General features: G+C 61.8%; 17 protein-coding genes. 9 read left to right on the top strand and 8 right to left on the bottom strand.

Translation table 11 applies throughout. The features are described 5' to 3' along the window. Positions 1–75 precede the first annotated feature (75 nt). From GHT07_RS04160 to GHT07_RS04185, 6 genes are read right to left on the bottom strand one after another with little or no spacing between them, the layout of a single operon-like run. The gene (locus tag GHT07_RS04160) at positions 76–1,407 is read right to left on the bottom strand and encodes a TolC family outer membrane protein (RefSeq protein WP_153583799.1); all 1,332 of its coding nucleotides are present in this window, start codon (positions 1,405–1,407) and stop codon (positions 76–78) included. A gap of 59 nt (positions 1,408–1,466) precedes the next feature. Further along, a complete protein-coding gene (locus tag GHT07_RS04165) occupies positions 1,467–1,802 on the bottom strand; it encodes a rhodanese-like domain-containing protein (RefSeq protein WP_153583800.1) in 336 nt (111 codons plus the stop codon). A gap of 13 nt (positions 1,803–1,815) precedes the next feature. Continuing rightward, complete coding sequence (locus GHT07_RS04170) at positions 1,816–2,505, bottom strand: protein-L-isoaspartate O-methyltransferase family protein (protein ID WP_153583801.1); 690 nt, start codon at positions 2,503–2,505, stop codon at positions 1,816–1,818. A 21-nt stretch (positions 2,506–2,526) separates the two neighbouring features. After that, positions 2,527–5,754 carry an efflux RND transporter permease subunit gene (locus tag GHT07_RS04175; RefSeq protein ID WP_153583802.1) on the bottom strand — a complete coding sequence of 1,076 codons (3,228 nt, stop codon included), beginning with the start codon at positions 5,752–5,754 and terminating at the stop codon, positions 2,527–2,529. A gap of 36 nt (positions 5,755–5,790) precedes the next feature. Further along, the gene (locus tag GHT07_RS04180; protein ID WP_153583803.1) at positions 5,791–7,002 is read right to left on the bottom strand and encodes an efflux RND transporter periplasmic adaptor subunit; all 1,212 of its coding nucleotides are present in this window, start codon (positions 7,000–7,002) and stop codon (positions 5,791–5,793) included. After that, positions 6,999–7,736, bottom strand: coding sequence for a TetR/AcrR family transcriptional regulator (locus tag GHT07_RS04185; RefSeq protein WP_153583804.1), 738 nt, complete (start codon positions 7,734–7,736; stop codon positions 6,999–7,001). The genes GHT07_RS04180 and GHT07_RS04185 overlap by 4 nt, the downstream gene beginning before the upstream one ends. Positions 7,737–7,897: 161 nt before the next feature. On the opposite strand from GHT07_RS04185, the gene msrA reads away from it, so the two are divergent. From msrA to GHT07_RS04215, 6 genes are all read left to right on the top strand, one after another. Next, positions 7,898–8,437: a peptide-methionine (S)-S-oxide reductase MsrA gene (gene msrA / locus GHT07_RS04190; RefSeq protein ID WP_153583805.1), complete on the top strand. Its 540-nt coding sequence runs from the start codon at positions 7,898–7,900 to the stop codon at positions 8,435–8,437. Positions 8,438–8,444: 7 nt separating this feature from the next. After that, entirely contained in the window at positions 8,445–9,116 is a 672-nt protein-coding gene (locus GHT07_RS04195; RefSeq protein ID WP_395689001.1) for an ATP-binding cassette domain-containing protein, read from the top strand. After that, positions 9,113–10,312 (top strand): ABC transporter permease, encoded by a 1,200-nt coding sequence (locus tag GHT07_RS04200; protein ID WP_323740788.1) that lies wholly within the window; start codon positions 9,113–9,115, stop codon positions 10,310–10,312. Before GHT07_RS04195 ends, GHT07_RS04200 begins: the two co-directional genes overlap by 4 nt. A 32-nt stretch (positions 10,313–10,344) precedes the next feature. Further along, positions 10,345–10,839, top strand: coding sequence for a DUF3299 domain-containing protein (locus GHT07_RS04205; protein ID WP_153583806.1), 495 nt, complete (start codon positions 10,345–10,347; stop codon positions 10,837–10,839). Between the two features lie 4 nt (positions 10,840–10,843). After that, on the top strand, positions 10,844–11,218 hold the full coding sequence (locus GHT07_RS04210; protein WP_153583807.1) for a hypothetical protein: 375 nt from the start codon (positions 10,844–10,846) through the stop codon (positions 11,216–11,218). Positions 11,219–11,294: 76 nt separating this feature from the next. Next, positions 11,295–13,346: a TonB-dependent receptor gene (locus tag GHT07_RS04215; protein WP_323740789.1), complete on the top strand. Its 2,052-nt coding sequence runs from the start codon at positions 11,295–11,297 to the stop codon at positions 13,344–13,346. Positions 13,347–13,519: 173 nt separating this feature from the next. Here the strand turns inward: GHT07_RS04215 and GHT07_RS04220 are convergent, their stop codons facing one another. Together GHT07_RS04220 and GHT07_RS04225 are read right to left on the bottom strand one after the other, a co-directional pair. Then, positions 13,520–14,173: a hypothetical protein gene (locus tag GHT07_RS04220; protein ID WP_153583809.1), complete on the bottom strand. Its 654-nt coding sequence runs from the start codon at positions 14,171–14,173 to the stop codon at positions 13,520–13,522. Beyond that, positions 14,173–15,060: a DNA-processing protein DprA gene (locus tag GHT07_RS04225; protein ID WP_323740790.1), complete on the bottom strand. Its 888-nt coding sequence runs from the start codon at positions 15,058–15,060 to the stop codon at positions 14,173–14,175. Before GHT07_RS04225 ends, GHT07_RS04220 begins: the two co-directional genes overlap by 1 nt. 209 nt (positions 15,061–15,269) lie before the next feature. On the opposite strand from GHT07_RS04225, the gene GHT07_RS04230 reads away from it, so the two are divergent. From GHT07_RS04230 to GHT07_RS04240, 3 genes are read left to right on the top strand one after another with little or no spacing between them, the layout of a single operon-like run. Beyond that, the gene (locus GHT07_RS04230; RefSeq protein ID WP_153583810.1) at positions 15,270–18,104 is read left to right on the top strand and encodes a hypothetical protein; all 2,835 of its coding nucleotides are present in this window, start codon (positions 15,270–15,272) and stop codon (positions 18,102–18,104) included. Further along, complete coding sequence (locus tag GHT07_RS04235) at positions 18,101–19,174, top strand: hypothetical protein (RefSeq protein WP_153583811.1); 1,074 nt, start codon at positions 18,101–18,103, stop codon at positions 19,172–19,174. The genes GHT07_RS04230 and GHT07_RS04235 overlap by 4 nt, the downstream gene beginning before the upstream one ends. A 22-nt stretch (positions 19,175–19,196) precedes the next feature. After that, positions 19,197–24,731: a DEAD/DEAH box helicase gene (locus tag GHT07_RS04240; RefSeq protein ID WP_323740791.1), complete on the top strand. Its 5,535-nt coding sequence runs from the start codon at positions 19,197–19,199 to the stop codon at positions 24,729–24,731. Positions 24,732–24,879 lie beyond the last annotated feature (148 nt).

Below are 24,879 nucleotides of genomic sequence, written 5' to 3' on the forward strand. Positions count from 1 at the left end.
AGTGAATCGGCCACCGGACGTCCGTGGCCCACCCCGAACGAACGAACGAACGGGCAAGCGAACAGCAGCGCGAGATTACTTCGCAGTCACCAACGCATTCAACCGCGCCAGATCATCCGGCGTGAGCGTACCGTTGGCCTGCTTGAGCTTGAGCTGGCCGACCAGCACGTTGTAGCGCGCCTGTGCGAGATCGCGCTTGGTCTGGAAGAGCTGGCTCTGTGCGTTGAGCACATCGATGTTGATCCGCACGCCCACCTGGTAGCCCAGGCGGTTGGCTTCGAGGGCGCTTTGGCTCGACGCCTCGGCGGCTTCCAGCGCCTTCACCTGGCCCTGGCCCGACACGACACCGAAGTACGCCGTGCGCGTGGCCTGCGCCACGTTGCGGCGCGTGCTCTCAAGATCGGCCTGCGCCTTTTCTTCCAGCGACAAGGTTTCGCGAATGCGGTTTTGCGTGGAAAAGCCGGCGAAGAGCGGCAGGTTGAACGCGAGGCCGATGGTGCCGGTGTTCGAACGCGTCGATGCCGGCACGCTGGAGTTGCCACTGGGGTTGCGCGTGACGTTGTAGCTGGCCGTCAGGTCGAGCGTCGGCTTGTGGCCGGCCTTGGCCTTTTCGGTTTCGAGCTGCGCGATCTCGACGGCGGACTTCGCCTGCAGGATCGACGGGCTGTACTCCTCGCCTTGCTGCACCCACACATTCACGTCGGGCGGCACCGGGCCGGGAATATTCAGCGGCACCAGCAAAGGCGCGGGCTGCACATCGGGCTTGCCGACAAGCGAGTCGAGCGCGAGGCGTTTGACGCGCAAGTCGTTCTCGGCCTGGATTTCCTGCGCGATGACGAGGTCGTACCGCGCCTGCGCTTCCCGTGTGTCGGTGATCGTCGAGGTGCCCACCTCAAAGTTGCGCTTGGCCGACGACAGCTGCTCGGCAACGGCGGCTTTTTGCGCACGCACGAAAGTCAGGGTGTCCTGCGCCGCGAGCACGTCGAAGTACGACTGGCTCACGCGAATGATCAGGTCCTGGCTGGCGGCATTGAGCTGCGCCTGTGCGAGCTCGACCTGGCGCTTGGCCTGCTCCCATGTTGCGAAGTTCGCGGGACGGTAGAGCGGCTGAGACGCGCTGATCGTCGCGTTCTGCGTGGTGATGGGGCGGTCGACCGCCGGCAAGGTGTTCTCGAACTGCGAGCGCGACAGGCCGGCAGAGGCGTTGGCTGTCGGCAGCACGGCAGCACGCGCCTGCTCTGAGCGGTACAGGTTGGCGTCGTACTGCGCCTTGGACGATTGCCAGGACGCGTCGTAGGTACGCGCCATTTCGTAGAGCTGCTGCAGGTTCTCGGCGCTGGCGGGCAGCGCGAACGCCGCAGCCAGCGCGAAGGGCAGCAGCTTCAAATTCGGGCGCATCGATCTCATGGTCCGTCCTTCTCTCATGGGTCTGTTTGTTCTGGATGGGGTGTCAGCAGCGAGTGGCATCAGTAGCGGGGAACACCGGCGTCAACCTGTTGCGACCAGGCGTCGATACCGCCAGCGATGTTCGCGACCCGGTCAAAACCGTTGCCGGCCAGGAACATCGCGACGCGCTGGCTGCGCGCGCCGTGGTGGCACATCACGGCGATGGGGGCGTCGGCATTGAGCTCGGCCAGCCGCGCGGGCACTTCCATCATCGGGATGACGCGCAACTCGAACCCATCAGCGGTGATCGACGCCGCGCGCAGCTCGCCCGGCTCGCGCACGTCAAGCACGGTGGCGGTGCCGCCCTGTGACTGGAACCAGGCAGCAAGATCGGCGGGGCGGACTTGGTCGATCATCGTTCGGCGTCAATCAGAATGAAAAGCGCGACGGTTCGGGAAAGTGCGCCAGGCGCGGCGCCACGGTGTCCCAGGGCTGCGTCGTGGTGTAGGTGGATTCGCTCTCGCGCGTGATGAACGTGGCGCGCATCATGGGTTCGCTGCCGACGATGGCCGCAAGCCGGCCGCCGAGCTTGAGCTGCGCGAGCAGGTTGTGGGGCACCTCAGCCACGGAGCCGCTCAGCACGATCACGTCGAAGGCGCCTTCGCTCGCAAGGCCCTGCGAGCCATCGGCTTGTCGCACCTGCGCATTCGTGATGCCTGCGTTTTCCAGGTTGGCGCGAGCCAGGGCGACCAGGTCGGGGTTGATCTCCATCGAGATCACGCGCTGCGCACGCGCGGCCAGCAGCGCGGCCATGTAGCCTGAACCGGTGCCTACTTCAAGCACCTTGTCGGTCCGTTTGACATGCAGGTCCTGCAGGATGCGCGCTTCCACCTTCGGCTCCAGCATGCACCAGCCCGACTGCATGGCTTCGTCGCCCGAGCCGAGCAGCGGGATCTGCATGTCGACAAACGCGAGCGCCTTGTGCGCAGCAGGAACGAAGTCTTCGCGGTGCAGCGTGCCGAGCAGGCTGAGGATGTCGAGATCGAGCACATCCCAGGGGCGGATCTGCTGCTCGATCATGTTGAAGCGTGCGTGTTCGAGGTTGGCGGGAGCGGTCATGTGGTTTTCCAGCAAGGCGGTTCAGGACAAACTATCAATTTTAGAGGCGGGCACTGGCTGTGCACCCGAGCCGCCCGACGGTTCATTCGACACCGGCGTGCCCTGGCGCGTGAATTTGCGCCGCGCCCATTGGGCGAGGTCATCGAGGTAGCAATACACCACAGGCACCACGACGAGTGTGAGCAGCGACGAGGTGATCACACCGCCGATCACGGCCTGGCCCATGGGCGCGCGCTGCTCGGAGCCTTCTGTCAACGCAAAGGCCAGCGGCACCATGCCGAAGATCATCGCCAGCGTCGTCATCAGAATCGGGCGCAGGCGCACGCGTGCGGCGTGCAGCAGTGCTTCGCTGCGCTCCATGCCCTCTTCACGCATGCGGATGGCGAAGTCGACCAGCAAAATCGCGTTCTTGGTCACCAGCCCCATCAGCATCACCACGCCGATGATCGAGAACATCGACAGCGTCGAGCGGAACAGCAGCAGGGCCAGCACCACACCAATGAGCGTGAGTGGCAGTGCCGTCATCAGCGCGAGCGGCTGCAGGAAGCTCTTGAACTGGCTGGCCAGAATCATGTAGATGAAGATGATCGCCATCGCAAGCGACGACACGGCGTAGCCGAACGACTCCGCCATGTTCTTGGTGGAGCCGCTGAACTGGTAGCGGTAGCCGGGCGGGAAGCTGATGGTGTCGAGCTGCTTGCGAATGTCGTCAGACACCTCGCCGGCAGAGCGGTTGAACACGTTGCCGTTGATGGCGACTTCGCGCGTGAGGTCACGCCGGTTGATCTGGTTGGGGCCGGTCGTCTGCGTCACGGTGGCCACCTGGTTCAGCCGCACGATGCGCGGTGAGCCATCGGCATTGGTGCCAGTGGCGAACGGCAGCCGTTCGAGGTCTTCCGGCGCATTGCGTGCGTCAGGCGACAGGCGCACGTTCACGTCGTACGTTTCGTCGTCGGGCGCGCGCCAGTTGCCAACCGTCTGGCCGGCGACCAGCGTGCGCAGCGGCCCGGCGATCTGCGCGACGGACAAGCCGAGGTCAGACGCCGCATCGCGCTTGACGGCGATGTCGATCACGGGCTTGTTCGGCTTCACGCTCGAATCAATATCGACCAGCCCCGGCACATTGCGAATCTTCTCGGTGACCAGCTTCGACAGGCGTTCCAGCTCCTTCAAGTCCGCACCTTGCAGCGAGAACTCGACCTGCTTGTTGCCGCCCACCGAGTCGAGCAGGCCCACGTGCGTGACGGTGATGCCGGGAACCTGTTTGAGCCTGTCGCGCAATACGGCGGACATCTGGTCCACGCTGCGCGTGCGCTCCTTGCGATCGACCAGCCGCACGTAGATCGACGAATACATCTTGCCGAGCGTGTTGCCGGTGTTGATGGTGGCGAGCGTGTATTTCACTTCCGGGAATTCGCGGATGATTCCCTCAACCTGCTTCGCCTTGGCTTCGGTCACTTCGATCGACGAGTCCATCGGCGTGTAGAAGTTGAGCGAGGTCTCCGAGAAGTCGGCCTTTGGCACGAACTCGGTGCCCAGCAGCGGCACCATCACGATGCTCACCACAAAGATCACGACGGCCATCAACACCGTCACCAGCTTGTGGCCGAGCGACCAGCGCAGGATCGACTGGTAGCCGTCGCCCATTGAATTGGTGGCGTCTTCAAACCAGCCGGTCACGCGGCCGATGGTCTTGTCATAGAAGCTCTTTTTCGCGTGCGGCTTGCCATGCGACTCGATGGCGGGGTCATGCCAGATCGACGAGAGCATCGGGTCGAGCGTGAAGCTCACGAACATCGAGATGAGCACGGCCGCCACGATGGTGATGCCGAACTCATGGAAGAACTTGCCGATGATGCCGCCCATGAAGCCGATGGGCAGGAACACGGCCACGATCGAGAACGTGGTGGCCAGCACGGCCAGGCCGATTTCCTGCGTGCCGTCGAGCGACGCCTGGTAGGGCGACTTGCCCATCATCACGTGGCGCACGATGTTCTCGCGCACGACGATGGCGTCGTCGATCAGCAGGCCCACGCACAGCGACAGCGCCATCAGCGTGATCATGTTCACCGTGAAGCCGAAGACGTTCATGAACAGGAATGTGCCGATGATCGAGATGGGCAGCGTCAGCCCCGTGATCACCGTCGAGCGCCATGAATTGAGGAACAGGAACACGATCAGGATCGTGAGCAGTGCGCCTTCAATCAGCGTGCGGCGCACGTTCTCGACAGCGACGCGAATCGCGCGCGAGCCATCAGTCACCGGCTCCAGCCGCACACCCGGCGGCAACTGCGCCTTCATCTCGTCGAGCGTCTTCTTCAGGCCATCGACGACCTGGATGGTGTTTTCATCCTGCGACTTCTGCACCGACAGCAGCAGCGTGCGTGTGCCGCTGTAAAGGGCCAGGCTGTCGACTTCCTGTGCGCCGTCGGAAATGCGCGCCACCTGGTCAACGCGAACCGGGGAGCCGCCCCCACCGGCTTGACCGGTGGCTGCTGGTTTGCGGGTGACGATGATCTTGCCGAAGTCTTCCGGCCGCTGCATGCGTGCGTCGATCTGCACCACGCGCTCCTGCGCGAGCGAGCGGATCGAGCCGACGGGCAAGTCCTGGTTCTCGTTGCGCACGGCAGCGACGACCTGGTCAGCCGTGATGCCGAAGGCTTCCATCGCCGCCGGGTTGAGGTACATGTTGATCTCGCGCTTGGTGCCACCCACAAGCGACACGGAGCCCACGCCGCGCACGTTCTCCAGCCGCTTCTTGAGCACCTGGTCGGCCCAGTTGGTGAGCTCCACGGCGGAGAGCTTGTTTGCGTCGGGCAGCACGGCCACCGACCAGATCGGGCGGCTGGCGGGGTCAAAGCGCAGCACGCGCGGCTCTTTGACTTCAGTGCGGAAGGTCGGGCGGATGCTGGCGACCTTCTCGCGCACATCTTCAGCGGCTTTGCGGCCATCGATGTGCAGCTGGAATTCGATGATGACGAGCGACACGCCCTCGTAGCTGCGCGAGGTCAGTGCGTTGATGCCGGCGATCGAGTTGACGCCTTCTTCAATCTTCTTGGTGACTTCACTCTCGACGATCTCGGGCGCCGCGCCGGGATACTCCGCCTGCACGACCACGACGGGGAAGTCGATGTTCGGGAACTGGTCGACATTGAGCCGCTGCAGCGAGAACAGGCCCAGCACCACGATGGCGAGCATGATCATCGTCGCGAAGACGGGGTTTTTCAGGCTGACGCGGGTGAACCACATGTTTGGGTTGGCGTTGGGCGTTAGGCGTTGAGCGCGTTACGGGCTCGGCGACTTGCTCGGGGCGTTCGTATTTGCATTGCTCCCTCCCCCTCCGGGGGAGGGTTGGGGTGGGGGCATGCCGGCCCCGGTAAATTTCACTGCCGTTCCTTCGCGCAGCGGCCCCAGGTTGCCCTTGATCACGACGCTTCCCGCGGCAACGCCTGTGACAGCGACCATTGTGTCGTTGCCTGACTCGCCGCGCGCGCCCATCTGCACGGTCTTGTGAACCACCTTGTCGCCCTCGACGACTTGCACATACGGCGAAGGCTTGTCGGTTCTCACCGATGTGAGCGGCACAGCCAGCGCAGACACGCGCTTGGTGCCCAGCGTGCCCTGGGCGAACAGGCCGTGGCGCAGTCCGGTCGGGTCCACGATGTTCAGGTAGGCCAGCACGCTGCGGCTGCCTGCCTGCGCGCTCGGGTTGATGCGTGCGACCTTGGCGACGATGGGCCGGTTGCTGCCTTCGACGTTCAGAGTGGCTTCCTGACCCACACGTACATCGACGGAGTCGGCAGCGCTGAGCGTCGCTTCGAATTCCAGGCGCGAGAGATCGACGATCTCCACCACCTTCGCCTCCACGGCGACGCGCTCGCCGGGCTGCGCGAGCCTCTGTGCGACCACGCCCGAGATGGGCGCGCGCAGCGTTGTGTCGTCCAGCGCCTTGCGCGCCATGTCAACAGATGCGAGCGCCGCCTGGTGATTTGCTTGAGCCGCGTTGAAGTTGTTCAGCGATGTGTCAAGCGCTGTCTTGGAAATAAAGCCCTGGTCAACCAGCGCCTTGTTGTTGTCCCACTGCCGCTGCGCGATATCGATCTGCGCCTTCGCGGCGTCGGCCTGCTGCTGCGCCTGCTTGACGCGGGCGAGCGAGTCGGCTGGATCGACGCGCGCAATGACCTCGCCGGCCTTCACGACATCGCCTTCGCGCACCTTCAGGCCCTGCAGCTCACCGGCCACGCGGGCCTTGACCACGGCAGAGTCCACCGCGCGGATCGATCCCGACACGGGCAGGCCCTGCGCGATCTCGATCACGCCGGCCTTCACCACATCGGATGGCGCCAGTTCAATGACGGTCTGCACCTTGGCGGCGCTGGCTTGTGCAACCGCCTCTTGCTGCGCCTTGCGCGCAGACAGGGCGCGCATCACGCCAAAGCCGATGAGCAGCACGACGGCTGCCAGGATGATCCATTTCAGGGAGCGTTTGAATGTCATGACTTGCGCGATCCGGTCGATTTTTTCGGCGTGTCGGCGCGCACCAGCAGGCCGTTGATCAGCAGGTCGGCCTGCGAGGCAATATAGCGTTCGGGGTCCAGCGGAAAGTCTTTCGGCGCGCAGGCGCCGAGCGAGTGCTTCATCATGATCAGGAACACCATCGGTGCCGTGAGGCCGAAGATGGCGTAGTCCATGTCTGCCACCTGGAACTCGCCGCGGTCCACACCGCGCTGCAGGATGCGGCGCATCAGGTCGTTGCCGGGCTTGATGACTTCATCGTGATAGAAGGCCGCGATGTCGGGGAAGTTGCGCGCCTCGCTGATGATCAGCTTGGTGATGCCCGAGGCGCGCGTCGCGCCCACGCGGTCCCACCAGGTCTTCATGCAAAAACGCACCAGGTCGGCCGTGCTGCCTTCGAAGGCGGTGAACTCGTCGTTCCATTCGCGAAAGCGGCCCGAAATGTTCTCGCGCACCACGGCTTTGAAGAGCTCTTCCTTGCTCGGGAAGTAGAGAAAAAGCGTGCCTTTGGAGACGCCGGCGCGTGCGGCCACTTCTTCAGCGCGGGTAGCGGCAAAGCCTTTTTCAACGAAGAGATCGAGGGCGGCTTCCAGCAGCTCACCGGGGCGTGCTTCCTTGCGGCGCTCGCGCTTGCCGGTTGCATCGTGGTGGGCGCCGCCGTGGAGCTCGGCAGCGGGCGTGCTGCCGCGGATGAGTTTGGTGAAAGTGGAGGACATTGCTACTGACTGACTGGTTAGTAATGTACCCTCCGGGCACCCCAGAGTCAATGCGCGTGCGACGAACCGCCCGATGAGCCGACGAAATGCAAATGGCGCGGGTTGAAATGTTTTGGCCCCGCGATGCGACTACATTCCTCACAGCAAAAGGACATATCAATATGAGCGATGCGCAAACCATAGCCCTGGGCGGCGGCTGCTTCTGGTGCACCGAGGCGGTGTACGTCAAAGTCAAAGGCATCACGGATGTGGAGTCGGGCTACTCGAACGGCCAGACAACGCGGCCTTCTTACGAGCAGGTATGCACGGGCCGCACGGGCTCGGCCGAAGTGGTGAAGCTCACGTACGACCCCGCGCAGATCAGCACGCGCCAGATCCTGGAGATCTTCTTCGTCGTGCACGATGCGACGCAGTTGAACCGCCAGGGCAACGACACCGGCACCCAATACCGCAGCGGCATCTACTACACGACGCCTGAGCAAAAGGCCGAAGCCGAAGCGATCATTGCCCAGCTCACTGCCGACAAGGTGTATTCAAGCCCCATCGTCACGGAAATCAAGCCGCTGGAGCATTACTTCGCCGCCGAGGAATACCACCAGGACTACTTCGAGAAGAACCCCTTCCAGGGTTACTGCGTGGCAGTGGCTGCGCCCAAAGTCGCGAAATTCCGCAAGACGTTTGCGGACTTGGTGAAGGCTTGACCGAGTCGTGATCCGTACGCGCGGCCTGCGCTACGACTATGGCGCCCACAGCGCCAGCAACAACGACGGCGGTGGGCCGTCGTTGTCGTTTCCCAACCTCGATGCGCCGCAGGGCGCGACGGTGCTGCTGCGCGGCGTGTCGGGCGCGGGCAAGTCCACCTGGCTCGCGCTTGCGGCAGGGCTGTTGACGGCAACTGCCGGTGAAGTGGTGGTGGCGGGTCAACCGCTCGCTGCTTTGTCGCGGCCCCAGCGCGACGCATGGCGTGGCCGGCACATCGGCTTCCTGCCGCAGAAGCTGCACCTGAGCGACTCGCTCGACGTCACGGGCAATCTGGCGCTGGCCTTCTTTGCGGCGGGTATGCCGCACGACCAGCCAGCCATCAACAAGGCACTTGCGAGCCTTGGCGTGGCGCACCTCGCGCATCGCAGGCCGTCGCAGCTCTCGGGCGGGCAGGCGCAGCGCGTAGCGCTGGCACGCGCCACGCTGATGCAGCCCCGCGTGATCCTGGCCGATGAGCCGACAGCCGCCCTCGACGACGACGCAGCCGCCGTGGCGCTCGCGCTGCTGCAAGACTGCGCGCGGCAATGCAACGCGACGCTCGTCATTGCCACGCATGACCAGCGGCTGCATGCTGCGATGCCGGACGCGATCGCGTATCGCCTCGAGGTGGCTGCGTGAAAACGGCTGCACTTGCGTTTCGCTACCTGTGGTCGCGCCCGCTCACGGCGCTGCTCAACCTGCTGTTGCTCACGTTGGGCCTGGCCTCCATCACGTTCGTGTTGCTCACGAGCGAGCAGGTGGATCGCTCGTTCCAGCGCGACCTGGCGGGCATCGACCTGGTGGTGGGCGCGAAGGGAAGCCCTCTGCAGTTGATCCTGGCCGGTGTGTTCCACATCGACGTGCCTCCGGGCAACATCGCGCTCGATGAAGTGCGCAAGCTGGAGAAGAATCCGCTGGTCGCGCAGGTGATTCCACTCAGCCTGGGCGACGCATTTCGCGGCTACCGCATCGTGGGCACGACGCCTGACTATTTGCGTCACTACGCAATGAAGCTGGCTCGCGGCACTGAATGGGCCAAGCCGATGGAAGTCGTGCTGGGTGCGCAAGCGGCTGCCGCGACGGGCATGGACGTGGGCGCGGCTTTCAAAGGCAGCCACGGCCTGGCAGGCGGGCAGGACCATGACGATTCCACCTACCGCGTGTCAGGCGTGCTGTCGCCTTGCGGCTGCGTGGTGGACCGGCTGGTGGTCACAGCGACCGAATCGGTGTGGGAAGTGCATGAGACAAAGCACGGCGCGATGCAGGCGCCGGGCAAAGACCACGACGCTGATCGTGAAGTGACCATCGCCCTCGTGAAATACCGCAGCCCCATGGCGGCAGTGAGCTTGCCGCGCCTGGTCAACAGCACCACGCGCATGCAAGCTGCATCGCCGGCCATTGAAGTGACGCGGCTGCTGCGCCTGCTGGGCGTCGGCTCTGAAGTGCTGCGTGGCGTAGGTGCCGTGCTGTTGCTCACTGCGGCGCTGAGCGTCTTCATCGCGTTGTGGGGTGCCGTGCGCGAGCGCCGCGCCGACCTCGCGATGCTGCGCATGCTGGGCGCGACGCCCGGTAAAGTGGCTGCGCTGCTGTTGTGTGAAGCGTGGTGGCTGGCGTTGATGGCGTCGGTGCTCGGTCTTGCTGCGGGCCACCTGCTGACGGCGGGCGCGGGCTATTTGCTCGCGCAGCAGAATTCGCTGCCGGTCACGGGTGCTGACTGGTTGCCCGCCGAATGGTGGATTCCTGTTGCCGCGCTGTTCGTCGCGACCCTCGCTGCGCTCGTGCCGGCAGCTGTGGCGTATCGCGTCGACGTTGCGCGGCTTCTCAACGCCCGTTGAACAGGCGGCGTGAACCGATGCAGAATGCAGCCATGAAACGCGCATTCGTCCTGTTCGCTGCCTTGTGCTTTGCAGCCGCTGCCATCTCGCAGCCGGCAGCGCCGTTGCCGATGGGAACAGGCCCCGGCATCCATGACCCGAACAGCCCGTTTGCGCCGCTGCCCGCGCGCGCTGATGTCGTGCCCTGGTCAGTGCTCACAGCCGTGAAGACACGCGCCGAGAAGAACAGGCTGCTGCCCGCGTTCGACAAGCCGCTGCAGGCGCTCAACCAGAAGACGCAGCGCGTGCAGGGCTTCATGATGCCGCTCGAGCCCGGCGAGAAGCAGACGCACTTCCTGCTCACCTCCGTGCCCAGCACCTGCTCGTTCTGCACGCCGGGCGGGCCGGAGAGCATGGTTGAAGTCAAGACGAAAACACCCGTGAAGTACACGCTGGAACCCGTCACCGTCGAAGGCAGGTTTGCGCTGCTCGACGACGACCCGTATGGCCTGTACTACCGCATCACCGATGCCGTGGGCGTGAAGTAAGCCGATGCTCATTCGCAAGCGGTTGCTCTGGTTCGTGCTGTTTGCGCTGCTCGCAGCGCAAACGCTCGGGCTGGCGCACCGGGTTGCGCACGGTGTTGTACAAGATGGTTTCATCGGCGATGCGGCTGCTGCCAGCTTGTCCAGGGCCACAGCGCAGCCGCATGGCGGCAACTGGTCTGATGCCTTGCGCGCGGGCCACGGTGACGACGTCACCTGCCACGTGTTCGACCAGGTCAGCCAGGGCGGGTGCGCATTGGCATTGCCTGCGCTGCTGCCTGCAGTCGTCTATCCCGAAGCCCTGATCGCCCGCGCGACAGGCGAGGCGCTCGCCCGCTGGGCGGCGCAATTCGAAGCACGCGGGCCTCCTTCCTTGCGTTGATCTCCACGCCTTGCGCACGCGCACCCGTCCAGGGTGCTGCTGCGTCGTCGTTTCGATTCAACGAAGGTTTTTTCCTGTGTCATTACACGCTTCCAGCCGCACCGCATCGTTCACTGCGTGTGCCGCATTGCTTTCATTCGCAGCGCCCTTATCGGCGCAAGTCTCTGCGCAAGTCTCGACGCAAGTTCCAGCGCAAGCTTCAACGCCAACGCTTGCGCCTGTCACTGTCACCGGCAATCCACTCGGCTCCAGCACCGCTGTGGCGCCAGCGGACCAGCTCTCCGGCACGGGCCTGGTGCTGCGCTCGCAATCCACGCTGGGTGAAACACTGTCTGGCACGCCCGGCGTGAGCAGCACTTACTTCGGGCCGAACGCGAGCCGGCCCGTGATTCGCGGGCAGGACGGCGACCGCATTCGCATCCTCGCGAATAGCGGCGCTTCCATCGACGCCTCGGGTGTGAGCTACGACCATGCCGTCGCGCTCGACCCCATCGCTGTCGAGCGCATTGAAGTGCTGCGCGGGCCCGGTGCGCTGTTGTATGGCGGCAGCGCTGTTGGTGGCGTGGTCAACGTCATCGACAACCGCATTCCGCGCGAAGCGGTCACGGGCATCACGGGCCGCGCGGACATTGGTTTGAGCACGGCCAGCCGCGAGCGCGGCGGCGCGGCGCTGGTCGAGACGGGCAGCGACCGCTATGCACTGCACGTCGACATGTTCGACCGGCGCACGAGCGATGTGGCGGTGCCCGCCTTGCTTGCGTGCACCAAGCCTGGATCACCGTCGCTCGCCCGGCGCATATGCAACTCAGCGAGCTACGTGCGCGGCGGCGCGGTGGGTGGCTCGCTGCTGTTTGCCAATGGCTACATCGGCGCATCGGCCACGACGTATCGCAACGACTACGGCACGGTGGCCGAAGACGAAGTGACGATCGGCATGAAGTCGAACCGCTATGCGCTTGAAGGCGAGTGGCGCAACCCGGTGGCGCTCGTCAAAAGCGTGAAGGCGCAATTCAGCCGCAGTGACTACTCGCATACGGAGTTCGAAGGCGCCACGCCGGGCACGCAGTTCCGCAACAGTGGCGGCGACTACCGCGTTGAGGTCAAGCACGCGAAGCTCGGGCCGCTGGAAGGCGTGGTCGGCTTGCAGGGTGAGCGCACGCGATTCGCGGCGGACGGCACGGAAGCATTCGCACCCTACAGCCGCACGCGCAGCGACGCGCTGTTTGTCTACGAAGAGTGGGCAGCGGGGTGGGGCAAGTCCACGTTCGGCGCGCGGGCCGAATCGGTTCGCGTGGAGTCGCTGGGCAACCCGCTGGTGGCGCGCTTCGTGCCCGCGGCCCGCAGCTTTGCACCACTGAGCGCGGCGGCTGGCCTGGCTGTGAATGTCGCGCCGCAATGGCAGGCCACGGCGAACCTCGCTTTCAGCGAACGCGCCCCCAAAGACTACGAACTGTTCGCCGACGGCCCGCACGTTGCCACTGGCGCGTACGAAGTGGGTAACGCAGCTTTGGGCAAGGAGCGTTCGGTCAACCTTGATGTGGGCGTGCAATGGAAGCGTGATCACGACACCTTCCACCTGAGCGCATTCGAGAGCCGCTTTGCGAATTTCGTGTCGCTGCAAGCTAGCGGCACGCGCGTTGTTGGCGCGGACACATTGCCCGAGTTCACCTACACGCCGGTGCGCGCGCGCTTTCGTGGGTTCGAAGCTTCGGGCAATGTGCGCCTGCTGCAATCGCCGGCAACGCTGGACCTGGAACTGCGGGCCGACAGCGTTCGCGCGATCAACCTCGATACGAACGAGCCGCTGCCGCGCATCGCACCGTGGCGCGCCGGCGCGACGCTGGCCTGGGCACGCGGCGACTGGGGCGTGCGCGTGGGCTTCGATCACTTCGCTACGCAGTCGCGCGTGCCCACGGGTGACTTGCCGACCAGCGCCTACACGCTGTGGACAACGTCTGTTACCTGGAAGATGCAGCGCGACAACTGGAATGCGCTTTGGTACGCGCGCATCGACAACGCGGCCAACACGCTTGCCTACAGCGCGACGTCGATCCTCACGCAGACGGCGCCGGGCAAGTCGCCGCTGCCGGGGCGCAACCTGAAGGTGGGTGTGCAGCTGAACTTCTAGCTGAGCTTCTAAGTACGCATTCTTAAGCGGGATGGTCGGCCTTTGGCGGTCTTGATGTAGCCACAGCGAATACAGTTGCGCGGCCCCGGAAGACCTCGGGAGTGCATGCGAACCATTGAAATTCCGTCGCTCATTGCTGTTTGCGGGCAATCATGGGTAGTGACGCACATTGACTAAGCGGATCCGGGAGCCGGGCGCGCGCAACGCGCCACGAAGTTGCCGACGATCGCCGCGTCAGGAAACGCCTTCTTTAGCAGAATCGAGCACGCGACGAAGTGCGCACCAGTGGTCAGCACATCGTCGAAGAGGTAGATGTACTTTGGTGGATTCACGGGCACTGAGGACAATGAGAGCGTCTTGATCAACTCATCAATCTTTGGTCTCTTTTTTGTCGCGTGACTGGTTGGAGCTGAGCCAGCACTGACGATCGCTTCACGCACGTCCAGCGCCACGCCCGTCGACGCCCCGATCTTCAGCAGGACTTGCGTCATTCGATCGTCGAAAAGCGGATCGGGACGTGCTCTAGATGGGGGCACAGGCACAAGCATGCATTGGTGCGCGAGCGCAGACCATTTCCAGAACCCAGCGAATGCAGTACTGATTCGCTCGATCGCATCGCGCTTGCGTTGCCAGTCCGGATCCTGCTGCTTAAATGCAGGCGCTTTAAAGTCGGCGACAAGCCGATTTGTCTCCGAGAAGTTCCACGTCAAGCCTTTGGTGAATTCCCAAGGCGTGTACTCGCCCCAGAAGTAGCACTTGTGCTCCGGGCGGAGATAGAAATGCTGATGGCGCTCGACGCCTCCGATCAACTGTAGGCGCTGGCGCATCAGGCGAACGCCTCTAGAATTTGCGAGAAGTCGGCGACGCGCGTAGCTCCGAGCCTCTCAAGTTCGGCCGGCCAGGCGAGGCCCGGCTTGTGGAAATTGCTCTCTAGGATGAAGAGCCTGCGCCCCTGGTCAAGAGCGGCACGGGCCTGCGTTAGCGTTCCCGAAGTTTCGCCCGCCTCCACGATAACCGTTGCCTGCGTGAGCGCCGACATAGTCTTGTTCCGCTCAGGAAAGAAAAGACGATTCCTCCGATAGTCTTGGCGCTTGTACCGCAGCACTGGGACCTGGCTTACGACTAGGTACTTGTTTGCCAATGCCTCCTGAAGCGCTGCGTTCTCGCGAGGGTAGCTCTCTGAGATCGGCGTTCCGATGACGGCAAACGTGCGACCGCCGAACTCCATTGCCGCTGTGTGGGCGATCGTGTCCACCCCGCGTGCCAAACCCGAAACTATGGTGAAGCCAGAGGCGACGAGCTGCCGGACGAGCTTGCGCGTGCGATCCCTTCCTTCTGGCGATACTTCTCGCGTGCCAACGACGGAGATTCGGCGCGGTGATTCGGCCAAGTCCCAAGACCCTCTGAAGTACAAGCCGCCGATGGGCTCCTTTGCATCGCGCAGACATGCTGGGTAGGTCCAGGCGCCATACAACCGGACCCCAAAGTTCGCAACGCCCCGACGCTCGAATTCGGCAATGACCTCCGCCCAGGTTTCGCGAGCCTTGTCCTGTGGGACGAGCTCTGACGGAAGCCACGCTCCTTCGCGACCTAGAAGCGCTGCCATCCGGCGCACTGACATCCCCGGCTGCATCCAAAGGTATTCGTATGCCCCCATTTCATTGGCGGCATCGACTGCTTTCTCAGCCAGGAATTCAGCGTGCGTCTCAGTCACGATTTTTCACCTTAACGGCATAGTAACGACCCCAAACGCCAAATCTGATTTGGACGCGTTTAGGTGTGATAGGTGGGGTGGGCAATTCACGTTGACAACCGCAGATATAGAGCACCACATTACAGCGAGGGGTGCAAGGGGGGATATATGCCGATTTCAGTCAAAGGCGCAAATTGGCCGCGATCAAATAGAGCTTCGGAGGGGGCTCTGTGAGCTCCTACCTTTTGGAAGTTGAGGAGGGTCTTCGCACTCACTTCGATTGGCTTAAGAGGGAAAAGAGCGCCCTTAAGTCGCCGGTCTTCGCGATCGAGCATCCACTATCGAAAGAGGAGCTCGCAAAGCTCCGTGCGGAGTTAGCGAGCAGCTTGCGGCTCGCCGGCGAAATGTCGTCGAAGTACAAGTTATGTTGGATCGTTCACAGTGCTGAGCACGGCTACGATTTTGCTGGCCTTGAGTTCTGGGAATCGTTTGCCAAAATGACGCCGAACTGGTCGGTGTATGGCAACAAGTATGTTCTTCGCTCTTGGTATCGAGAGTTCGCAAAGGCCCACGGCGGGATCCAGCCGCAAGGTGACTGGGGCAAGCACTACACCTTCATTGCTTGGCCGATCGCTAATGCCTTGGCGCCGCTGGACCTTCAGGTCCATCTGGCGCGTACTCTGTTCAATGCCAGATACTTCTTACGCGAAACCCAAGAGGCACCGGCAGAGATGATTGGACGCTTCATTTCTCCCTATGCCGAAAACCCGAGCTCGCGTTTTCAATTTTTCCTTGAACAAAGCAGCATCGTCGGCTACCTCGTTCGAGGCCTGCTGGAGGGGATCGACAAGGAAACTGTCATTTACAGGCCGACGCTTCAGCGCATCACCAATGATCTCAACGGCCGGGCCAACGCTAGAGAATGGTTGCGCGACGCTCGTCGCCAGTACAGCAGAACAATCTTCTATTACGGCCGGCAGAACGAGTACAGGTTAAGCAACGGCGACGACGGAGGGGTCGACGAAGGTGGCGCTGACCCTATCGCCCAACTTCGCCGCAGCGGCGTGCTGCTCAAGCCCAGGATAGTGCTGACCCGCCGCGAGGATGATTCGTGGGTTCCTGTTTTGCGCATTCCAGGCTTTCAACCACTTGTAGACATTCGGCAGGAGTTTCGAGCGCATCTGCTTCGTTCAAAATTTGTCGTTCCCGCTCATGGCGACCAGTTGTTTTTGGGCGCCACGCTCCTGACGGGAGCGCCGCTGTCGCGTACGCTGCGCAGCTGGCCAGCGGAACGGGAGTGCGTCCTGCGATTCAACACGCGGGAGTCCTACTTCGACCAGATCGTCAGTGCCGAATGCCAGATGGATCCCTCCAATATCTGGCTATTCCAAGACCGTCGAGACGGCGGAGCCACATTGATTACCGGCGGTCAAGTTCGCGCCGGGGCGAGCTACATCGTTGTTGCTCGTAACGCAGATGCAATCAACGCGCTGGGCAAACCGACCACGCTGAAGTGCGACGGCGCTCATGCGGTCGCACTCGATTTGCCGAATCCACTTGGCAGCGACTTAAGTCACCGGCTGGAGCGTGCTGGGCTGTCCATCGCGAGGCGCTTGCGGCTGCAGCCTGTCGGACTGCGCCCGCGTCAATGGACCGAGGATGGGTTCGGCGAGTGGCTGTCCTCTGAAACCCCCACTCTAGTCGTATACCGGGATTTCGAGTTCGACGCTCTAACGATCGAGTTCGTCGGGTTGCAACCAGAAGAGATCAAGTGCGGTCCAGGTACAGAGCCCGCATTCATGCAGTTGCGCAACTTACCAATCGGCCGGCACCATCTCCAGATCAAGGCCACGAAACTGACTGGCAATCTCGGCGCCTATCGAGCTGAGGTCGCTAGTGCAAGCCTGCACGTCTATATCAGGCCCCCAACTTCTTGGGCACCAGGCAAGCTCGCGCTTTCTGCTCTGGTCGTCTCAACGGATCCTCCCATCCCCACATTGGACGATTTGTTCAATCACTCGTTAGACCTCCAGGTCGCGGGCGACAGCTCCAGATCACTGACGATCTCCCTGAGAGCCATCGACGAGAACGGTGCTGCCAAACTTACAGACATCGCGAAGAACCTGCGATCACCGCTGGACTCCTCTGTATGGCACAGCGCGCTGCAATCGTTTCTGGACGGCTTGGAAAGTGAGTTGCCGTACTTCACCGCCACTTCCACAGGTTTGGTGATTGCCGCGGAGGACGTTGGCGAGCAGCGAGTTGCGTTGGAGATTCCCGCCAAGCCACTTCGCTGGGCATACTCGCATCAAGGCACGGCGCAGAAAGTACTCCTGCTGAACGACGGCGTCGAGGAGGCGGAGATCGAAGCGGCGTTCTACCCTTTCGCGCGGCCCAACCAGCAGGAGAGACTCGATGTCTCTGCCCTTTCCGGCGGAATTGACGTTGGGGGCAAGCACGGCCTCTACCAAGTCCGCGGGGCAGGAATAGAGATCGCAATTGTGGTCGGGTCAGCTGCGACGCGGGGACATGGATTGGAGTTCCTGCAGGCAGGCGCAGACTCCGAAGCTCTGGTCAAACTCAACATTCGACAACTTATCGCTCTTCGCACACTCTGGTGTAGCGCCCGCGCCGTGAACAAACTAGGGCGATATAAGCGCAACTCCCTGTGTGGCCTGCTGCACCGGGCGGTACTTGCCAAGACGTGCACCGAATATTGGTGTCGTGAAGAACAGGCACTGACAAGCAACTCCACGGAGTTGGATTGGTCGCGTTTGGAGGAAGGAGTCCATCCACGGTCCTTTGCGATCTGCCTGACGAACGCTTGGAAGCGAGATCGACCTCATACTAGGTCGGAGCTGGCGGACGTCTTTTCGGAGATCGCACACTCATTCAAGTTGGCGAGCTACAAGGAGGCGCGTGCCGTCTGGGCATTGGCCACTGAATCGGCTCCCTCGGAACACTCGACAACGAATGTTCCCATCGGGGCCGGTCTGGAGACGCTGATGAAAGGTGCGCGATTAATGTGGCGCTCTCAAGAGCTGGGCCGCAGGAGGGATCTGTGAGCAAGCCTGAATTGGTATCAGTAACCCCACCTAAAGTCCTCCAGCAGATTCACGCGGACCTATCACTGCCAGACACCGGCGACCCCCAGACTTTGGTCGCCGAAGTGATGCGGCGCATTGCCGGCACGATGTGTCCGTGCCCTCCGGGCGCGCTACGTCGCGCGACGGTAAGCGCACTCGCGCCCCTCTCGCTCCTCGACGCACTTGAAGACCAAGTGGATGACACGTTTGAAGACTTAGTTGGAACGGGCGATCTGATTGAGCTGACCCGGGTACTCGTCGAAGGCGGTGAAAACCAACCGTCGTGGATGTTCTGCAGCCCGCCGAGCTTTGTCAGACGAAGCAGCGGGCGCATCTATATCATCGGTGTGGCTCCTGATGACGCGGTCTTCCTGCCTTCGGAGTTGCGCAAGACGATGCTCCGATCCGGAGCACTCAGATACTTCGACGATCCAGAAGGTGCGTGCGCAAAGGAGTTGCGGGGGATCGGTCTCCGTGAGTTGCTCCCAGAAGCTTGGCTGGTGCAACGGCGCCCTGTTTCGGCTGAGGCGGTCGTGACGCAGCATCTCCACCTCCTGGAAAAGAACGGAGTTCCTGGAGCGCTCGACAAGGCTGTGATACTCGGCGGCCCAAATGCAGGCAAGAGTTACCGAGATCGGTGGATGTCTCCGACAAATGAGAGCGGTCATTTCATCGTGCGCGTTCCCCAACTCTATGGTGAGCCGCTGTGGTATCTGTCGAAATTGGATTTAGGAGTCGTCCAGCGCTCCTTGCTAATGCCTGCTCAAGAAGCAAAGGAGCGATCGAGTGACGCCGCCTGGCGTTTGCAACTCGCTCTTGACGCCGCTGCTGGTCAACCGAACGCATACAAGCTGGCAGAGATCGATGGTGGATACCTGATGGTCTTCAGCTTCCCACTGCCCCTAGAGGCCAGGAGGCGACTGACCATCGTCGGCTCACGTCGGGCCCAGCCTGGCTCGGGTACGACGCGGTTCTGGATTCCAAAAAATGAATTGGCGGAGGAGCAGCGGTTCTTGCGCGATTCCTACTGGCTGTTTGCCAAGGACTGATATGAATCTAACGATGGGCCAAGTGGCTGACCAGCTCAAAGAGGCGCTGATCGAATACATCGAGGCGACTTACCACATTGCTGAGCCTGCGATCCTAGATCAACGAAGGCAGTTGCTTGAGCAACTTGGGGTCGTGCACCAAGCGCCTTACCTCGAATCCACACCGCGATACCAGACCGGTGAAAAGTTTCGGCAGATCAAAGGACTCCACGCAGCAGCGCTAAAGGCTTTCGAGACGCTATCTAAGCCCAATGCCAAGGGTCGCACCTTGCTCTACGACCCGCCGTACACGCACCAAAGCCAAGCGATTCGAGAGACTCTCGTGAACGGCAAAAATCTACTGATTACCACCGGGACTGGCTCCGGCAAGACAGAGTCGTTCCTGATGCCAGTGTTGGGCAAGTTCGCGCACGAGGCATCGCAGAAGCCGGACGTTTTCGCGGGGCAACCAGGGGTCAGGGCCATGATCCTGTACCCGATGAATGCCTTGGTCAATGACCAGCTCGGCCGGCTTCGTGCCATCTTCGGCGACCCGAGGTTGGTGGATCAATTTATGACACTGGCCGGCAGGCCACCCCGTTTTGCAAGGTACACGAGCCGCACCCCGTACGCGGGCGTTCGTCGCAAGAGCAAGGACCAGGAGCGGCTGCGCCCCATTGGTAAGTTCTATGTCGACGCGCTTGAACGCGCGAAGGAAGACACGGAGGACGGGGAGACGGCGCGCAAGCTAATTGAAGAACTCTCCTCCCGTGGAAAGTGGCCAGCCAAGCCGGACCTAGAGCGATGGTATTTGGGCCCGAACGGTAGGTTCTGGCAGAACAAGAACGGTGAATTCATCCGAGCCGTGACCCTCCCTGGGGATTCCGAGTTGATTACTCGGCACGAGGTGCAAGCCGCAGCGCCAGATCTTTTGGTGACCAACTACTCGATGTTGGAGTACATGCTGATGCGCCCGATCGAGCGAAGCATCTTTGACCAGACGCGCGAGTGGCTAGTTCGCTCTCCGCAAGAGCGGTTCCTTCTGATACTGGACGAGGCGCACCTCTACCGCGGCGCCGGCGGAGCTGAGGTGGGCCTACTTATCCGCAGATTGCGAGATCGCCTGAACATCCCAGCAGACCGTCTGCAGGTGATCTGCGCAACCGCCAGCTTCAAAGACGCGGATTCCGGCAAAACTTTCGCCGGGCAACTGACCGGCACTGATCCCGCGTCCTTCATTTCAGTCCAAGGTGATTTGCGCCTTTGGGAGGGGCAGGGGGTTGGCACGATCACAGACGCTGAGCTTTTCGCTAGTGTGGACATGGAGGCCTTTTACAGTGAGAACCCTGCCAGTCGACTCACCGCTATCCGGCCCATCCTGGGCCTGAGGCGGCGCGAACCGGTAGAGGGCGAGGATCCAGAGCGCACCCTATATTCCGCGTTGAAGGACTACGCGCCCCTTGCGCTCCTGGTGAACTCCACAATGAAGCAGGCCTTGGCAGTGAATGGCCTTGGCAGCCTGATTTTTCCTGGCGCTGAGAAGAGCCTTGCCGATCGCGCGGTCACCACGCTTGCGTCGCTCGCCTCCGCTGCTCGGACCGATCCCAACGAACCGAGCCTGCTTCCCTGCCGAGTGCACACGTTCTTCCGCGGCCTCAGAGGCCTGTGGGCGTGCATGGACCCCAACTGCACATCAATCCCTGAGTCCCAACGCGGTGGGAGCATCGGCAAGTTGTACGCACAACCTCGCGATCTTTGCGAATGCAATGCGCGAGTACTGTCGTACTTCACGTGCCGCGTTTGTGGCTCGTCATACGCGCGTGGCTATACGGCCGATCCGGAGCGGCCCGATACGGTCTGGCCTGAGCAGGGGTCGGAGCTTCGGGTCGCAGGCGATGAAATTGCCGAACTCCATGAGCTGGATCTCCTATTGGTACCTCCGCGGGAAATGAGCGGCGTCGAACCGACCACATTCGATCTTACGACGGGCCAGCTAAATCCAGCACTCGAATCGGTTCGCGAACGACTAGTGTTCCTGGCGCGTGAGCGAACTGACTCGGACGGAGGAGACGATGAGGATGAGGACGGTCCTTACATCGCCTCAAAGGGAACTTTCGGGCGATGTGCGATGTGCGAGCGAGGCTCGAATCAAGGTCGCTCGCCAGTGCAAGACCATGAAACCAAGGGCGACCAGCCGTTCCAGGTATTGGTGAATAAGCAGATCCAAGTCCAGCCGCCAGCTCCACAACACGCGACTAAGTTCGCGCCACTGCGTGGTCGCAAGGTCCTTGCTTTCTCCGACTCGCGCCAGGTGGCGGCGCGACTTGCCCCATATTTGCAGATGTTTTCCGCTCGGGATTCATTGCGACCTCTCATTGTGCGAGGCTGGCGTCGCCTCTCTCAAATTTCGAACTTCCAGCTACAGCTCAGAGATGTTTACGCAGCCGTGCTGCTTTCGGCGCACGAGCTCGACGTGCGGTTGCGGCCAGAATTGCGGGACACGGAAAGCTTTAGCTCCTACGGGATGGTTGGGGAGCAGGTTGAGCAAGGCGTATTGGACTCAGACTCTGAACTGAAGGCGCTGTGCGTTGAGCTGCGCTCGTCAGACATTCCTCCTCGAGCGCTCTTGATCGATCTGATCTCGACCATGCGTGACCGTTCTCTTGGCCTGGAACCTTTGGCGCTGGCCAGCATCGTCGAGCGCACAGACAAGGCCAAACCAGTTCTTGAGTTACCTCACGTTCCCGGCGTTACTGAAACAGACGAAGACAAGATTCAACTCGCACGAGCGTGGCTTCGCGAATGGAGCCGGGCGGGCTTCAACCTCCCGGGATTCATGGACATAACTTGGTTTGAGGCTGCCAGCGACAAGAAGATAAAGGTCACAACACTCACAGGAAAGTTCCAGAAGTTCTTGCGCAGGCTTCCAAATGCGGGAGCCAAGAAGATCGTGAAGGAAAAGTGGCTGCCGGCACTCTTGAGGATATTCGCTGAGGATCAGGGTGGACGTTGGCGTTTGAACGGCAACCACCTCGCTCTGACACTCGGAGGTCAATGGGTGCGCTGCGAGGATTGCAAGTCTGTTCATCGTCCGGTACGCCTCCTGCACGTGTGCTTGGACTGCGGGCGGGATTCTGTGAAGCCGTTGGACCCTGACAACGATCAAGTCTTTGCGAAGCGCAAAGGTTTCTATCGCCGCGGTGTATTGGTGGCACTCACTGAAAAGCCGGAAGCTCCGGTGTCCTTAGTTGCAGCCGAGCACACCGCGCAGCTCAATTCCGCAGAGCACGACGATGTCTTTTCCAAGGCAGAAGAAAATGAGCTCCTATTTCAGGACATTCAGGTGCCTATCCCCGATCGCAGGCAGGCACCCAGCGCGATCGACGTTCTCTCAAGTACGACCACCATGGAGGTGGGCATTGACATTGGTCAGTTGCCTGCGGTCGCACTTCGCAACATGCCTCCCAGCCGTGCAAATTACCAGCAGCGTGCTGGTCGGGCGGGCCGTCGTGCCAACGCGATTGCCACGGTGGTAGCCTTCGGCGGATCAGATACACACGACGAGCACTTCTTCGACAAACCGGCAGAAATGATTGCTGGCGACGTGGTCGACCCGACTCTGACGATGAACAACCCGGACATCGCGAAACGACATGTCCGAGCATTTCTGCTGCAGCGGTACCACCAAGACAAAATTCCTGAAGTGCCCGCGAATGCGAACGGGGATCTGTACTCTGTCCTTGGAAAAGTTGGTGACTTCAAAAGCAACACCGGGATCATCAACCGGGCCGACTTTGAAGGTTGGCTTCGTGAACATGAAACTGAACTCAGAGCGCGTGTGCATGGCTGGCTGCCGGAAGGTGACAAGCAGCTAGGTCCGGCTGAAGCTCAGGGCATCGTCAATTCGATGGTCGTCGACGTTCTAAGGGCGATCGACGACGCGCTGATGGACGACGAGCCACCGCCGCCAAGGGGCAAAGCATCCCAAGAGGATGAGGAGGAAGACGAAAGTCAGTTCTTGGAGGCCCCCCCTGAGGAGGACGACGAGAACCCCCAGCCGCCGAAGTCGCACAGCCGGCAGTTGCTCGATACGCTTCTGGCCCACGGCGTCCTTCCTCGGTATGCTTTCCCGACAGACGTTGCCACGTTCCATGTCTTCGATCGAACCAACTCGACCCGGTTCCGTCCCCGCTTGGCGTTCGCCCCGTCGCAAGGCCTAAACGTCGCTCTGTCACAGTACGCCCCAGGTAAGCAGGTCTGGATCGCGGGCAAGTGCTACACCTCCGGAGCTCTTTACACGCCCATGGGCGAGGAGCGGTATCGCCAGTGGCAGGACAAGTTGCTGCATGTGGAATGCTCCAGATGCGGACATTCGTACGTACGTGCTCCAAACGTGGACCTTGGGTGGAATCAAATCCTTGACTGTCCCGCTTGCAATGGAAGCGAGACGCTTGGTCCGGCGCGTTGGTGGATCCGCCCCACTGGCTTCGCGCACCCTGTAGACCAAGAAGCGGTCACCTCCCCCGACGACATACCCGAGACCAGTTACGCCACGCGAGCTAAGTTGACATTGCCTTCGACCAGCGCCAAGTGGGAGCCGATAACTGACACCCTCCAAGCGTTCACCACTAGGACTGGGCTAATGGTTTCCAACACCGGTCCAAAGCGCAAGGGCTATATTTATTGCACGAAATGCGGCCGAATTGAAGCCGTCGCAGAACCAAGCGGCATGCTAATGAGGGCTCACCCGAAGCCGTATCCGGACGAATTGCAGCCCGAATGCTCTGGGATGACCAGCAGCGGCATCGTCTTGGGCACCAGGTTCCCGACCGACGTTGCATTGTTCTCACTCCGTCTGAAAGACCCTGTACGGCTTCCCCCGGCAGACACCATCACAAAGGTTGCGCTACGCACAGTTGCAGAGGCACTTGCGAGGGCAGCCACAGACCTGCTTGAAATCGAGCCTGGCGAAGTCGCTGCCGAGTACCGGCCGGCCCTCACGGCCGACGGTGTTGATGGGCTTGAAACCGAGATATTCCTCTACGATACGTTGTCAGGTGGGGCTGGGTTCTCGATTGCGGCAGCCGAAAAGGGGCGCGACCTCTTTCAACGCGCGCTCGACGTCCTTCGCGGATGCAAGGAGGGTTGCGACACTTCCTGCTATCGGTGCCTGCGCACCTTCCGCAACAAAGTGGATCACGCGAGCCTAGACAGATTCGTGGGCGCTGCCTTGCTCGAGTACATCCTGTTCGGCAAGCTGGAGTCCTTTGAGCCTAGACGTATCTCAGCGGCGCGTGGATTGCTGTTTACCGACCTTTTGCGCCGACAAAGCGACGGTGTGATCGCGACGGAAATATCAGCTGACGTGGCTTTCGGCGGCGTGAACCACGACGCAGGAATACGCGTGCAACATAACGGCGGCGACGTCCTGCTCGTAATATCGCATCCGCTGATTCACGATCCCTTACCGGTCGACATTCAACTGGCTGGGATTGCTCTGAAGGCTCATCCCGTCAGCGAGCTCTGGCTCCGGCAAAACCTTGCCCGTGCCACAGAGGCCACCCTCGAATACCGCTGAGTCTAGGTGACCGGCGAACGCTGCTCCGCGTCCTTTGCCTGCGAGCTCGGTTGTGATGACCGCCGGCCATTGGCAAGGAGCGGTCCTGCGATTAGATCTACGCGATGGGAACAGACTTTAGCCGCTGCTCCGATGCCGCTGGTTTTGC

The organism is Caenimonas koreensis DSM 17982 (assembly GCF_009646335.1).
Taxonomy (GTDB): domain Bacteria; phylum Pseudomonadota; class Gammaproteobacteria; order Burkholderiales; family Burkholderiaceae_C; genus Ramlibacter; species Ramlibacter koreensis.

Bases quoted from the DNA above. Each gene is read 5' to 3' on its own strand.
- GHT07_RS04160 (WP_153583799.1), bottom strand. From the start codon at position 1,407: ATGAGATCGATGCGCCCGAATTTGAAGCTGCTGCCCTTCGCGCTGGCT.
- GHT07_RS04165 (WP_153583800.1), bottom strand. From the start codon at position 1,802: ATGATCGACCAAGTCCGCCCCGCCGATCTTGCTGCCTGGTTCCAGTCA.
- GHT07_RS04170 (WP_153583801.1), bottom strand. From the start codon at position 2,505: ATGACCGCTCCCGCCAACCTCGAACACGCACGCTTCAACATGATCGAG.
- GHT07_RS04175 (WP_153583802.1), bottom strand. From the start codon at position 5,754: ATGTGGTTCACCCGCGTCAGCCTGAAAAACCCCGTCTTCGCGACGATG.
- GHT07_RS04180 (WP_153583803.1), bottom strand. From the start codon at position 7,002: ATGACATTCAAACGCTCCCTGAAATGGATCATCCTGGCAGCCGTCGTG.
- GHT07_RS04185 (WP_153583804.1), bottom strand. From the start codon at position 7,736: ATGTCCTCCACTTTCACCAAACTCATCCGCGGCAGCACGCCCGCTGCC.
- msrA (WP_153583805.1), top strand. From the start codon at position 7,898: ATGAGCGATGCGCAAACCATAGCCCTGGGCGGCGGCTGCTTCTGGTGC.
- GHT07_RS04205 (WP_153583806.1), top strand. From the start codon at position 10,345: ATGAAACGCGCATTCGTCCTGTTCGCTGCCTTGTGCTTTGCAGCCGCT.
- GHT07_RS04210 (WP_153583807.1), top strand. From the start codon at position 10,844: ATGCTCATTCGCAAGCGGTTGCTCTGGTTCGTGCTGTTTGCGCTGCTC.
- GHT07_RS04220 (WP_153583809.1), bottom strand. From the start codon at position 14,173: ATGCGCCAGCGCCTACAGTTGATCGGAGGCGTCGAGCGCCATCAGCAT.